Here is a 12,918-nt window from a genome sequence, read left to right on the forward strand (position 1 = left end):
TGGCATGAAGCGACCCGAATGCTGTGCATTAGAGGGGCTTCTCTGTTCTCAAAAATCCTGGGGCGTTCGCAGGAAGGGGAAGGGTGCCAAATCCAACCGTTCAAATGAGAACAAAAAGTGAATATACTGTCCCCCTGCTGTCACCGAATCTGCAAATCTGATGTTCTGCGAACTGTCGATCACATCGAATTTCACCTTCCTCACCGGGGCATCCCACCCCGAGGAGTACGTGAACCGTGCCGCCCTGTTGGGGATGGAGGCGATTGCCATTGCAGATGACAATTCGGTTGCGGGGATTGTGCGGGCGCATACGCATGCCAAAGCCATTGCGCGCAGTGTGAAAGAGCGGCGGGATTTTGACGCCCTCCACGGTCTGATCGGCCCACCAAAGCTGGATCATGTCCCTGCACCGCCCAGCGTACCGATCACGGTGGTGCCGCGCCTGATCCCGGCAGCCCGGTTGCTGTTCAGTGATGCCCCCCCGATCACTGTCTTGCCCGTTGACCGGCAAGGCTGGCGCAGTCTTTGCCGCATCATTTCGAAGGGGCGGCTTGATGCCGACAAAGGGGAGTGCAATCTCAAACTGCAAGACCTCGAAGACTTTGCCGAAGGTCTGCATCTGCTTCTGTGGCCAGAGGCGCAGACGGTGCAGGGCGGCGCGGTTGATTGGATGCAAACAGCGCGACGGTTGACGCGCCGCTTTGCTGGGAAAATGCATGTCCTGATGACCCCGCGCTATGATGGGCGCGACACGGTCCGCTTTGATCGGCTGGCGGATCAGGCGCGGATGTTGGGATTGCCCACCCTCGCCTCGGCTGCCCCCCGCATGCATCACGGCGCGCGGCGCAAGTTGGCGGATGTGGTCAGTGCCATCCGTCTCAAGTGCCGCGTCGATGCGCTGGGCCGTGCGGCTCTCAGCAACGGGGAAGGTCGGCTGCGGAGCGAGGCCGAGATGCTACGATTGTTCGTGGGCCACGAAGAGGCGGTGCATCGGGCAGGGCAATTGGCGAATAGCCTGACCTTTTCGCTCGATCAGCTGCGTTATGAGTATCCCTCGGAAATCACAAGGAACGAAACACCCAGCCAACGGCTGAACCGGCTGGCCTATGAGGGGTTGAAATGGCGCTATCCCGGAGGGGCGCCAGACAAGGCCAAGACCCTTCTACGCCATGAACTCGCCCTGATCGCCAAACTGAAATACGAACCCTATTTCCTGACCGTCCGCGATATCGTCCATTTTGCCCGCAGCCGGGGCATCCTGTGTCAGGGCCGTGGCTCGGCCGCCAATTCGGTGGTGTGTTACTGTATGGGCATCACCTCGGTTTCACCCGAGATGGGCACGATGGTGTTTGAGCGCTTCGTGTCTGAAGCCCGCGATGAGCCGCCGGATATCGACGTGGATTTCGAACATGAGCGGCGCGAAGAGGTGATCCAGCACATCTACGAGCGCTATGGTCGCCACCGCGCGGGCCTGTGCGCCACAGTTGTGCATTACCGGGGCAAGCGCGCCATCCGCGAGGTGGGCCGCGCCATGGGCCTGACCGAGGATACGATCAGTGCCCTCAGCTCGCAGCTTTGGGGGTTCTTTTCCACCAAGGGGTTGGAGGCGGAGCGGATGGCCGAGATCGGCCTCGACTTCCGCGACCGCCGCCTGCGGCAGACCATCGAACTGGTCTATGAAATCAACGGCTTTCCCCGGCATCTGTCCCAGCATGTCGGTGGGTTCATCGTGACCGAGGGGCGGCTTGATGAGTTGGTGCCGATCGAAAACGCCACGATGGAAGGCCGCACCGTTATCTGCTGGGACAAGGATGACATCGACAGCCTTGGTATCCTGAAAGTGGATGTGCTGAGCCTTGGGATGCTGACCTGCATCCGCAAGGCTTTTGATCTGCTGAAGATGCATCATCAGCAAAGCTACACTCTTGCGACCCTGCCCAAAGAGGACCCGCGCGTATACGATATGCTGTGCAAAGCCGACAGCATCGGGGTCTTCCAGGTCGAAAGCCGTGCGCAGATGAACTTCCTGCCCCGGATGCGGCCACGCAATTTCTATGATCTGGTGATCGAGGTGGCGATCATCCGGCCCGGCCCCATTCAGGGCGACATGGTGCATCCTTACATCCGGCGCAGGAACGGTGAGGAGGAGGTGTCCTTTCCATCGGATGAACTCGGCCAGGTGCTGGGCAAGACCCTGGGTGTGCCACTGTTCCAAGAGCAGGCGATGCAGATCGCCATTGTGGGTGCAGGCTTTACCCCCGATCAGGCGGACCGGCTGCGGCGGTCGTTGGCCACCTTCAAGAAACATGGCAGCGTCAGTGAATTCCGGGCTCTGTTCCTGCATGGCATGCGCAAGAACGGGTATGATGATGACTTTGCCGAGCGGTGTTTCAGTCAGATCGAAGGGTTCGGCAGCTACGGCTTTCCCGAAAGCCATGCAGCCAGTTTCGCGCTGCTGGTCTATGCCTCAAGCTGGATCAAATGCCACCATCCCGGCATCTTTGCCTGCGCGCTGCTGAACGCGCAGCCCATGGGCTTCTATGCCCCTGCCCAGATCGTGCGGGATGCGCGCGAGCACGGGGTCGAGGTGCGCCCCATCTGTGTGAACGCCAGTTTCTGGGACAATACGATGGAGCCTGATGGCAGGGGGGGATTGGCCCTGCGATTGGGGTTTCGGCAACTCAAGGGGATGAGCGATGAGGATGCCAGCTGGCTGACTGCGGCGCGCGGGAATGGTTACCGCTCTGTGCGGGATGTGTGGCGGCGTGCGGGGTTGGGGCCTGCCGTGATCGTGCGGTTGGCCGAGGCGGATGCGTTTGCCACTGCAGGCATCAACCGCCGTGAGGCGCTTTGGGAGGCCAAGGCCATTGTCCCGGGATCGGCCTTGCCCCTATTCGCCACGGATCTGGATGGTGAGGTTGTTGATGAGCCTACGGCCCTATTGCCCGAGATGAGCCTGGGCGAAGAGGTGGTGGAAGACTACGTGTCGACCCGCTTGACGCTCAGGGCGCATCCCGTGGGCCTGTTGCGCCATATCCTCACGCCCGGCGCGGCCCCCGTTGAGGTATTGCCGACGACGCAGGCCGCCCCCGATCTGTCGAAGATCAGTTTTACCCGCGGCAATCCGGATTGAAGGAGCCCACAATGCCAGCACTCACTGATTACAAGGCCGCATCCGGCACGTTTGTTCCCGTGTGGACCCTTGAAATTCAGACCCTGCTCGAAGACACGGATCGCATTCTGGATGCGGTGATGGCTGTGTATCCACTGACTTACGGGCGCTACCAACGCAATGCCAGCATCTCGGCCGTCGGAGCCGAGACGGCGCAGCCTGAACCCGGATCGACAACAACAACACACGTGGAGGAGTTCGAGGCCGGAGGAACGGAGACCTACCCCATGGTCGAGTTGAAAATCTCCATCGAGCGCGATCTGGCGGTTCTGGAAAAAGTGATGGATGCCGTTCTGGAGGTCCATCACTACGAAGAACCCGTCATCTTTCTGCGCGAGGATTGGGCGAGCCGTGCCGCCTATGATCCGAACAGCGACAATCCCCATCGCTGGTGGAACAACGGGCGCGGCTTGCCGGATCGCATGACGTAATCAAGCGGGCGGGTCAAAGCGTGTTTGCAACGTAAATGCCTGTTCGGTCGGCCCCTTCCGCCGCAAGAGGTGCAGACGTTCCCAACCTTCATCAAGGCTGACCCGCGTGCCCTTTGGCGCCCACCACATCACCATTGTCGGTCCCTCCGACCTGTCCACCCAATCGCGCAGGGTTTTCATTCCTTCACGGTGCAGCGTATCGCGATAGGCAAAGCGGTGCATGGCCTGCACGTCACGCCATCCGGCCATGGTCAGGATGTGAAAGTTATCCTCGGTTCGGTCCGTTTGCAGGGCAAGGATGTCGCCCATGTCGCCATAGGTCCCATCCGGCGAGCGTGCGCCGTGATTGTGCCAAAACATCCCGTCATCGGCCTTGGCCCGGGCAAAGACCAAGGGCAACTGACCAAAGAAGTATTGCGCATACAGGTGACTGGCGCTGAACGGGCCAACCGGGTGCACGACGTTCAAGTGCACCAGCATGTGTTCGCTCATCCCTTTACCCCCCCGTGGGTGGGGAGCCTAGTGCGTCGCATGAGCCGCGCAAGCCTTCTTTCCAACAGCATGGCTGCGCGGTAGAACGCAGACGATACATCGGAAGGATCCCGCAATGGCACCACCCAAACCTGTTGTTTTGTGCATTCTGGATGGCTGGGGTCTGCGCGAGGATGAAACGGGGAACGCACCGAAGCTTGCCCGGACACCGACCTTTGATCGTATCATGGACACCTGTTCCCACGCGACCCTGATCACCCATGGTCCGGACGTGGGTTTGCCACGCGGGCAGATGGGTAACTCGGAAGTGGGTCACACCAATATCGGTGCCGGTCGTGTCGTGGCGATGGATTTGGGCCAGATTGACCTCGCGATCGAGGACGGCAGCTTTTTCCGCAATCCCCGCCTGACCGACTGGATTGCACGGATCAAGGAAGCGGACGGACGTGCGCATCTGATGGGTGTTTTGTCTGATGGTGGTGTGCATGGCCATATCAATCACATGGTTGCCGCTGCCAAGGCCTGCACCGATGCAGGGCTGCCGGTGTTGATACATGCCATCACGGATGGACGTGATGTGGCCCCGAAATCTGCGCTGACCTGTCTTGAGCAATTGCATGATGCCCTGCCCGCTGGCGCGCGGATCGTGACGTTGACGGGCCGCTACTTTGCGATGGATCGTGACAACCGGTGGGACCGGGTTGAAACGGCCTTTGCCGCTATGGTGCGGGCCGATGCGCATATCGTTGAAAACGCACAGGCGGCGATTGAAGCGGCGTATGACGACGACAAGACCGATGAATTCATTCCTGCCACGGTCATGGACGGCTACAAGGGTGCCAAGGATGGCGATGGGCTGTTCTGTCTGAATTTCCGGGCTGACCGCGCGCGAGAGATCATGGCGGCGCTCGGCGATCCCGGCTTTGATGCCTTTGCGCCGGAGGGCCGTCCGGAGTGGTCCGGGCTGATCGGCATGGCGGATTATTCGGAAGAGCACAAAGCGTATATGACGACCGTCTATCCCAAGCCCGAGATCGTTAACACTTTGGGGGCTTGGGTTGCCAAGTCAGGGCTGCGCCAGTTCCGGCTGGCCGAGACCGAGAAGTACCCGCATGTCACCTTCTTCCTGAATGGCGGCGAAGAGCAACCGGAGACGGGAGAGGATCGCGCGATGCCGAAATCCCCTGCCGTTGCCACCTACGATTTGCAGCCTGAAATGTCGTCCGTTGAAGTCACGGACAAGTTCATTGCGGCCATTGAAGAGGGCTATGACCTTATCGTCGTGAACTATGCCAACCCGGACATGGTGGGACACACGGGCGATCTGGATGCCGCAATTGCGGCTTGCGAAGCCGTGGATACCGGTTTGGGTCGCGTACTGCCCGTCCTTGAAAAGGCTGGTGGTGCGATGATCCTGACAGCCGATCATGGGAATTGTGAGACGATGATTGATCCCGAGACCGGCACCCCGCACACAGCCCATACCACCAATCTGGTCCCGGTGGCATTGATCGGTGCCGAAGGGACGGTCGGGGATGGCAAGCTGGCAGATCTGGCACCGACGATCCTGCAACTCATGGGGCTGGAGCAACCGGAAGAAATGACGGGCGTTAGTCTGATTACATGAGACGTCTGGCCACAGCTCTTTTGATGTGTTTCGCGCTTCCCCTGTCCGCGCAGGACGACGCCGGTGCGCTTGCACGTGATGCCGGTGCGCAGCTTGAAGCAGCCTCGGTCCGCTTGTCAGAGGCTGACAGCGCGCGCGACCGAGTGCGAGCCTTGACGGATACAGTGCACGCCTACGAAGCAGGGCTTGCTGCGATGCGGGCAGGGTTGCGCCGGGCATCCATACGAGAGGCGCAGCTGCGCGGTCAGCTTCAGGCCCGCGATGCCGAGATCGCCCAGCTTGTTGCAGTGTTGCAAACCCTGAGCCCGGGCCAGTCACCGACCGCCTTTCTGCATCCCGACGGTCCAAACGGAACTGCGCGCGCAGGGATGTTGTTGGCAGAACTCACCCCCGCTTTAAACCAGCGTGCAAGCCAGTTGCGGCAGGACTTGAACGATGTCGAGAGCCTGCGTGTGTTGCAGGAGCAGGCGGCAAAGCAACTGCAAACCGGGTTGTCCGAGGTACAGACCGCGCGATCCGCCCTGAACCAGGCGATGGCAGAACGGACGGATCTGCCCCAAAGGTTTACCGAAGATCCGGTGCGGACCGCGATCCTGATCGCGTCCGCGGAAACTCTGGATGCGTTTTCGAGTGGATTGGCCAGCATCGCTGAAGGGGACGCAGGTTGGACACCTCCGCAGATTGATGACCTGATCGGTGAATTTCCAATGCCCGCGCGTGGTGTTATCCTGCGACGTTCTGGAGAGCCCGATGCTGCTGGCATCACCCGCCCCGGTATCTTGTTGGCGACCCGCCCCGGCACGTTGGTGACGTCGCCAACTGCGGCCACATTGCGCTATGTCGGGCCGCTTTTGGACTTCGGCACAGTCACGATTCTTGAACCCCGCCCCGAAACCCTGATTATCCTTGCGGGGATGGCGATCAGCTACGGCGAGACGGGACAGATCATCGCAGCAAGCACACCTTTGGGCCTGATGGGCGGGCTTCCGGCACAAAATGGCCAATCAACAGGTGGTGAAGGGGGTGGTACTGACCGCTCGGAAACGCTCTATATAGAAGTAAGAGATAATAATGTGCCAATGGACCCACTCACGTGGTTCAGCACCGAACAGGATGGATAAGCTGGAATGAAGAAATTCGTGATGGCCGCCTTGGGCGGAACGATGGCAGGTGCAATCGCCACGACGCAGGTCGCCGGACCACTTCTGGCGCAGGAAAGTGCGTCGAACGCGACTGTGTATGAGCAGTTGGATTTGTTTGGTGACATCTTCGAACGCATCCGCAACCAGTACGTCGAAGATGTTGAACCCGGGGAGCTGATCGAAGCGGCCATTGATGGCATGCTGACATCGCTCGATCCGCACTCAAGCTACCTGTCGCCCGATGACGCGGCGCAGATGCAAGTGCAGACGCGGGGTGAGTTTGGTGGCCTGGGCATCGAAGTGACCCAGGAAGAGGGTTTCATCAAGGTCGTGTCGCCCATCGACAGCACGCCTGCCGCCGAAGCCGGGATCGAAGCAGGTGACTTCATCACCCACGTCGATGGCGAGTCGATGCTGGGACTGACACTAGACGCCGCCGTGGATCGTATGCGCGGCCCGGTCGGGTCCGAGATTATCATCACGGTTGTCCGCGAAGGCGAGAACGAGCCCTTTGATGTGTCGATCATTCGGGACACGATCGAGTTGCAGGCGGTGCGCAGCCGGACCCAAGGCGATACGGTCGTGTTGCGCGTGACCACGTTCAACGACAAGACCACGCCGAACCTTATGTCCAAGCTGGAAGAAGAGGTTGAAGCCCTTGGCGGGATGAACAACGTCAACGGGTTTGTCCTTGATCTACGGAACAATCCCGGCGGGCTGTTGACCCAAGCCATTCGCGTTTCGGACGCGTTCCTGGAAGAAGGCGAGATTGTATCGACCCGTGGCCGCGATCCAGTGGACGGCGACCGATACAATGCCACGCCGGGCGACCTGGCGAAGGGCAAGCCGATTGTTGTGTTGATCAATGGCGGATCGGCCTCGGCGTCCGAGATTGTCGCGGGCGCATTGCAGGATCACCGCCGCGCTATCGTGGTTGGCACCAAGAGCTTCGGCAAAGGCTCTGTTCAGACGGTCATGCCACTGCGCGGAGATGGCGCCATGCGCTTGACCACGGCGCGGTATTACACGCCGTCCGGCCGGTCGATTCAAGCGCTGGGCGTGAGCCCGGACATCATTGTAGAGCAACCCCGCCGCAGCCCCGCGACCGAGGAAGAGGACGAACCGGCAAGTGCAGTCGGTCCCCGGACCGAGGGCGATCTGCGCGGTAGCCTCGACAATGACTCGCTGACCGATGATCAGGTGCGCCAGATCGAGGAAGACCGGGCAAAGGCCCAGGCAGCAGCAGACCTGCGTGAAGAGGATTACCAGCTGGCCTATGCCATCGACATCCTGAAAGGTTTGAATGCGCTGGGCCCGGTCGAAGAGGACCGCAGAACAAGCTCCAAATAAGCAAAGCGCACGGTGGTCTATTCCACCGTGCGCCACTCGTTCGGGTTTTGCGTGTTGAGGAACGAGCCCACGCAAACGGATCGGAGCGCTTACCCTAGGCTCTGAATTCCTTCTCCCAATCAAATGCGGCGGATGCTTCAACCGAGTTTGGCCAATGGCTGAAATGGTCGGGGATGCGGGCACTTTCCACACGATCCGAAGCCGGGAAGTATGGCTTGATGTCGATAATCGGCGTGCCCTGCACCATGTCGAAATAGTGGGAAAATACGATCCCGGCGCTGTGATCGACTCCAGCGATTGAGAACACGGACAGGCCTATGGGATTGGGGCGCGCTTCGGAGCGCGTGGCAAATACACCTAACTCGCCCGAGGTGGCGGTGTAGGGCGACATGATGCTGCGGCGCGCACGCTGCGCGTCGCTGTCTGCCTCATGTGCCCACCAAAGAGCTATAGCGTGACTGAAGTTCTCCAATCCTTCCAATCCGCCTTTGGCCTCAGGCATCAACCGTATCGCAAACTGTCCTTCGATCATCTCGCAGTGACCAATAGGGTTTAGAGAGTAGGTGTCATTCATCTTCATGCTCCGCATGTTTGTTCGCTAGTGGAAGACAGAGCGTGACGTCGAAGCCGGACCGTTTTTGGGCACTGCGGTAAACCTCAAAGGCAGGGCGATCTGCAGGCTCACAGCCGGAGTGCGGCAACCAATCTGACAACAGGTGGTCCCAACAGGCCAAGATGCGGTCCATCTCGGTTTCTGGGATTTCAGTTTTCAGACATGCCACAGGTCCTCCGGCAAGGGTGCGCAGCATGACTTGGCCGGTTGCCTTTGTGCCCCATGGGACCTCATAGCAAGCATCCAGCCGCCATGTATCCTGATCCGCCAATGCAGAATCGGACCATGTGATGCTGATTGCTTTGTCGGGGGCAGGTCGCCCAAGGGCCGATAGGTGCCATTCGGCCAAATCGGTGTACAGGCCGCTGATACTGGCATGGCTGTACGGACCGACTTGTCGGAGGCATGCAAGCCTGCGTTCCGGCATGGTCCTGATTTCAACATCGACGCTCATGTCGTCTCGATACACAGGCTTGGCTCGCGTGACTTTTCCCATCCTGCGCTTTCTGAAATCGGCAGGGTGAGCGCGCCGATACTGGGTGGGCGAACAGTCATAGTTTTTTCGGAACGCCTTTGAGAAATTTGCGCTGCTGGAAAAACCGCAGCTCAGCGCAATGTCAGTAACGGAGACTTGCCTTCGATAGATGAGCGCGCTGGCAGCCATCTCCAGCCGGAGACGGGCGATACACTGTGCTACGGATTCGCCGGTGACCGCTCTGAACACGCGGTGGAAATGAAATTCCGAGAATGCCGCTTGCTCGCAAAGCTCTTTTACCGTGAACGGGTGCGCAGGATGGGCGCGGATGACATCCACGATGCGTTCTATGCGCTTGTGATAGTCGCTGGCGGTTCTTTGCTTCTTTGGATGGATGCCTGTTTTTTTCATCGTCACCCGAGAGAGCCAACCATGGGAAAATCTCTGCGCGATCCCGCTATAGCGTTACCTCGTGTGCGGTCAGTTTACTCCAATCAAACGTAACCCCGATGCCGGGGACGTTCGGCGCAACGGCAAGGTGATCTTCGATCACCAAAGGCCGGGTTGTGTAACGGTCAATGGGGAAACTGTGTACTTCAAGCCAGCCGCCATGGGGTTGTGAGGACACGAGCGATACGTGCAGTTCCTGCATCCCGTGGCTGCAGACCGGGACATTTGCGTCCTTGGCCATTTTCGCGACTTCCAGCCAGCCGGTGATGCCGAGGCAATTGGAGGCGTCGGGTTGAATGAAGTCCACGTGGGGCAGGGCGCGGCGAAACTCGTGCATTGTATGCAGGTTTTCGCCCTGCGCGACCTTGATGCCGCCGGCGTTGCGAATGCGTGCGAAGTCTTCGAAGTAGTCCGGTTCGATGGGCTCTTCGAACCATGTGATGTTTTGATCCTCGACCGCATTCGCCATGCTGATCGCTTGATCCGTGGTCATCGAATAGTTGGCGTCGACCATGAAGGTGATGTCGGGGCCGATGAGATCACGGACCGCTTTGATCCGTTTTACGTCTTCGGCCTCAGTCGGTTGGCCGATCTTGATTTTGACGGCGTTGTGGCCGCGGGCGAGGTAGGTGCGGATGCTGTCGAGCAGCTTGGGCAGATCGAAGCCGAGGTCGATGCCGCCCGCATAGGCCTTGCATCGGTCTGATGCGCCGCCTGCGGCCTGGACCAGCGACTGGCCGGTGCCTTTCAGCCGCGCGTCCCAGAAGGCGATGTCCACTGCAGAAATGGCGAAAGAGAGGATGCCGCCCCGGCCCACATAGTGCAGGTGCTCGTCCATGGCGTGGGTGAGCTGTTCCACGTTTTCGGCATCTTGTCCGATCAGGAACGGCGCGAGGTCGTGGGTGATCATCGCAGCCGTGGCGTGCCCGCCGCGCCCGCCATTGTAGGTGTAGCCGGTGCCTGTGCGCCCGTCGTCCAGCGTGACCGTTGCCGTGATCAGGTGGAAATGGCTGTGATCGCCGTGCTTGGCATCGACGAGGATTTCATCGAGCGGAACGGCGAACAGGCGCGCGGTGACATCGGTGATCCTAGCCATTGAGGTGCTTTGTCTCGGGCACGGGCGTAATCACGAGGCCGTTGTCGAGATGGCTGATCAGGTTGTCCACGACAAGCGTGCCCATGGCCGCCCGTGTTTCATGGGTGGCGCTGCCCACATGGGGCAGGAGGATGACGTTGGACATGGTTTTGAGCGCGTCGGGGATTTTGGGTTCTTCCTCGAACACGTCCAGCGCGGCGTAGCCGAGTTTGCCCGATTGCAGGGCGGCGATCATGGCTGCCTCGTCAATCACGGAGCCACGGGAAACGTTGATGAGCGTACCCTCCGGTCCCAGCGCCTCGATCACCTCGGCGTTGACGATATGGTGCGTGGAGGGGCCGCCGGGGGTGATGCAAATGATGACCTCGACCGCGCGTGCCATATCCACGAGGTTGGCGTGGTAGGTGTAGGGCACGTCCTTTTCACTGCGGGTGTGGTAGTGGATGTCGGCGTCGAACGCCTTGAGCTTGTCCGCGATGGCTTGGCCGATGCGCCCGAGGCCAAGGATGCCGACGCGCCGGTTGTCGGCGCTGCGTGACAGGGGGGCATTACCTTCGGTTTCCCATTTGCCGGAGCGGGCATGCGCCTCGTCCGACAGGAAATTTCGGAAGCTGGTGAGCATCAGCATGATGGCCGTGCTTGCCACTTCGGCGTTCAGCACACCGGGCGTGTGGGTGACGATAATGCCCCGTTCGACGCAGGCGTCGGTGTCGATGGCATCGTAGCCGACGCCATAGCTGGCGGCGACCTGGGCGTTCGTGCATTTGGCGAGGATGTCGGCGGGCACGCCGTCATGGCCGTTGGTCACGATATGGGTGATCGCGTCTGCCGGGTAGTCGCCGGTGGCCTGGTGGATGGTGAAGCGTTCCGCCAGACGGGTGCGCATGTCATCCGTAATGCCGCCGATTTGGAGAAGATCAGGCATCTTGCTTCACCTCTTGGCGTTGGGTGCCGAGGCCCGCGATTTCGAGTTCCATGACGTCGCCCACCTTGAGGTAGGTTTTGGGGTTCATCCCGTCGCCCACGCCTGGGGGCGTGCCGGTGCTGATCACATCGCCGGGGTGGAGCGTGAAGAGGTGCGATAGGTGTTCAATGATCTCGGCTACGGTGAAGATCATGGTCGACGTGTTTCCGGTCTGCATCCGTTGACCGTTGACCGACAGTGACATGTCGAGAGCTTGCGGGTCTGGGATTTCGTCGCGCGTCACGAGATACGGTCCCGTAGGTCCATAGGTGTCGCAGGATTTGCCCTTGGTCCATTGGCCGGTGAGGTTCTGTTGGAACTCGCGTTCGGAGACGTCGTTGACGATGCAGTAGCCCGCCACGTAGTCGAGCGCGTTGGACTTGGAGACGTATTTGCACGTTTTGCCGATAACCGCGCCCAACTCGACTTCCCAGTCCGTGCGTTGGGAGCCGCGCGGCATGACCACGTCGTCATTGGGGCCGACGATGGCGGAGTTTGCCTTGAAGAACAGGATGGGGTGTTCAGGGATCGGCAGGCCCTGTTCGGCGGCGTGGTCAGAGTAGTTGAGGCCGATGCAGAGGAACTTGCCGATGTTGCCGACGCAGGGGCCGATGCGGGGATTGCCGTCGACCGCGGGAAGGGTGGCAGAGTCGATGGCGCGCAGCTTGTCGAGGGTGGCGTCGTCGAGGGTGGCGCCGTGGATGTCGTCGATGTGGCCGCTGAGGTCGCGGAGTATGTCTCCATCCATGAGGCCGGGTTTTTCGTGACCTGCGTCACCGTATCTTACGAGTTTCATATAGGGCCCCTTAGTGGTTGTCGCGCGGCATGTAGCGGCGCGAGATGTCTTGATATTTGGTCGAGCCGCGCAGGGTCATGCCCTCGTCAAAGCGACCCACGTAGTCACGGAAGATCTCTTGCCATGGGCTTTGGCTTTCGGGGACCTTGTAGCCACCTGCGGCCATGATGGCTTCGGCGCGGGCCTTGAGCGTGGCGTCGTCTACCAGCATGTCGGCGGTGCATTTCTTGAGGTCGATGCGCACGCGGTCGCCGTTTTCCAAAAGCGCCAGGCCGCCGCCATCTGCCGCCTCGGGCGAGGCGTTGAGGAT

General features: G+C 60.3%; 11 protein-coding genes and 1 pseudogene. 5 read left to right on the forward strand and 7 right to left on the reverse strand.

Annotation, left to right across the window (positions count from 1 at the left end; translation table 11 throughout):
* The first annotated feature begins 160 nt into the window (after positions 1-160).
* Both AC6RA8_RS10305 and AC6RA8_RS10310 read left to right on the forward strand, forming a co-directional pair.
* The gene (locus tag AC6RA8_RS10305; protein WP_500352585.1) at positions 161-3,133 is read left to right on the forward strand and encodes an error-prone DNA polymerase; all 2,973 of its coding nucleotides are present in this window, start codon (positions 161-163) and stop codon (positions 3,131-3,133) included.
* An 11-nt stretch (positions 3,134-3,144) separates the two neighbouring features.
* A complete protein-coding gene (locus AC6RA8_RS10310; protein WP_500352587.1) occupies positions 3,145-3,603 on the forward strand; it encodes a hypothetical protein in 459 nt (152 codons plus the stop codon).
* Here AC6RA8_RS10310 and AC6RA8_RS10315 read toward each other — a convergent pair whose 3' ends face one another.
* A complete protein-coding gene (locus AC6RA8_RS10315; RefSeq protein WP_500352589.1) occupies positions 3,604-4,095 on the reverse strand; it encodes a DUF3291 domain-containing protein in 492 nt (163 codons plus the stop codon).
* 115 nt (positions 4,096-4,210) lie between these two features.
* On the opposite strand from AC6RA8_RS10315, the gene gpmI reads away from it, so the two are divergent.
* The 3 genes from gpmI to AC6RA8_RS10330 are packed head-to-tail and all read left to right on the forward strand — an operon-like array spanning position 4,211 to position 8,214.
* Positions 4,211-5,722, forward strand: a complete 1,512-nt coding sequence (gpmI, locus tag AC6RA8_RS10320; RefSeq protein ID WP_500352591.1) for a 2,3-bisphosphoglycerate-independent phosphoglycerate mutase — start codon at positions 4,211-4,213, stop codon at positions 5,720-5,722.
* The gene (locus tag AC6RA8_RS10325) at positions 5,719-6,843 is read left to right on the forward strand and encodes a murein hydrolase activator EnvC family protein (protein ID WP_500352592.1); all 1,125 of its coding nucleotides are present in this window, start codon (positions 5,719-5,721) and stop codon (positions 6,841-6,843) included. The genes gpmI and AC6RA8_RS10325 overlap by 4 nt, the downstream gene beginning before the upstream one ends.
* A gap of 6 nt (positions 6,844-6,849) precedes the next feature.
* A complete protein-coding gene (locus AC6RA8_RS10330; RefSeq protein ID WP_500352594.1) occupies positions 6,850-8,214 on the forward strand; it encodes a S41 family peptidase in 1,365 nt (454 codons plus the stop codon).
* 94 nt (positions 8,215-8,308) lie between these two features.
* Here the strand turns inward: AC6RA8_RS10330 and AC6RA8_RS10335 are convergent, their stop codons facing one another.
* The 6 genes and pseudogenes from AC6RA8_RS10335 to AC6RA8_RS10360 form a co-directional block, all read right to left on the reverse strand.
* On the reverse strand, positions 8,309-8,788 hold the full coding sequence (locus AC6RA8_RS10335) for a TrmO family methyltransferase domain-containing protein (RefSeq protein WP_500352595.1): 480 nt from the start codon (positions 8,786-8,788) through the stop codon (positions 8,309-8,311).
* Positions 8,781-9,713, reverse strand: a complete 933-nt coding sequence (locus AC6RA8_RS10340; RefSeq protein WP_500352596.1) for an AraC family transcriptional regulator — start codon at positions 9,711-9,713, stop codon at positions 8,781-8,783. Before AC6RA8_RS10340 ends, AC6RA8_RS10335 begins: the two co-directional genes overlap by 8 nt.
* A gap of 46 nt (positions 9,714-9,759) precedes the next feature.
* Positions 9,760-10,848 carry a mandelate racemase/muconate lactonizing enzyme family protein gene (locus AC6RA8_RS10345; RefSeq protein ID WP_500352598.1) on the reverse strand — a complete coding sequence of 363 codons (1,089 nt, stop codon included), beginning with the start codon at positions 10,846-10,848 and terminating at the stop codon, positions 9,760-9,762.
* Positions 10,841-11,773, reverse strand: a complete 933-nt coding sequence (locus AC6RA8_RS10350; protein WP_500352599.1) for a 2-hydroxyacid dehydrogenase — start codon at positions 11,771-11,773, stop codon at positions 10,841-10,843. Before AC6RA8_RS10350 ends, AC6RA8_RS10345 begins: the two co-directional genes overlap by 8 nt.
* Positions 11,766-12,608 (reverse strand): fumarylacetoacetate hydrolase family protein, encoded by an 843-nt coding sequence (locus tag AC6RA8_RS10355; RefSeq protein ID WP_500352601.1) that lies wholly within the window; start codon positions 12,606-12,608, stop codon positions 11,766-11,768. Before AC6RA8_RS10355 ends, AC6RA8_RS10350 begins: the two co-directional genes overlap by 8 nt.
* Positions 12,609-12,618: 10 nt before the next feature.
* Positions 12,619-12,918, reverse strand: a pseudogene (locus AC6RA8_RS10360) (dihydroxy-acid dehydratase); the annotation flags it as partial.

This window comes from Tateyamaria sp., assembly GCF_059783535.1.

Coding starts and splice junctions, on each gene's coding strand:
- AC6RA8_RS10305 (WP_500352585.1), top strand. CDS start 161: ATGTTCTGCGAACTGTCGATCACATCGAATTTCACCTTCCTCACCGGG.
- AC6RA8_RS10310 (WP_500352587.1), top strand. CDS start 3,145: ATGCCAGCACTCACTGATTACAAGGCCGCATCCGGCACGTTTGTTCCC.
- AC6RA8_RS10315 (WP_500352589.1), bottom strand. CDS start 4,095: ATGAGCGAACACATGCTGGTGCACTTGAACGTCGTGCACCCGGTTGGC.
- gpmI (WP_500352591.1), top strand. CDS start 4,211: ATGGCACCACCCAAACCTGTTGTTTTGTGCATTCTGGATGGCTGGGGT.
- AC6RA8_RS10325 (WP_500352592.1), top strand. CDS start 5,719: ATGAGACGTCTGGCCACAGCTCTTTTGATGTGTTTCGCGCTTCCCCTG.
- AC6RA8_RS10330 (WP_500352594.1), top strand. CDS start 6,850: ATGAAGAAATTCGTGATGGCCGCCTTGGGCGGAACGATGGCAGGTGCA.
- AC6RA8_RS10335 (WP_500352595.1), bottom strand. CDS start 8,788: ATGAATGACACCTACTCTCTAAACCCTATTGGTCACTGCGAGATGATC.
- AC6RA8_RS10340 (WP_500352596.1), bottom strand. CDS start 9,713: ATGAAAAAAACAGGCATCCATCCAAAGAAGCAAAGAACCGCCAGCGAC.
- AC6RA8_RS10345 (WP_500352598.1), bottom strand. CDS start 10,848: ATGGCTAGGATCACCGATGTCACCGCGCGCCTGTTCGCCGTTCCGCTC.
- AC6RA8_RS10350 (WP_500352599.1), bottom strand. CDS start 11,773: ATGCCTGATCTTCTCCAAATCGGCGGCATTACGGATGACATGCGCACC.
- AC6RA8_RS10355 (WP_500352601.1), bottom strand. CDS start 12,608: ATGAAACTCGTAAGATACGGTGACGCAGGTCACGAAAAACCCGGCCTC.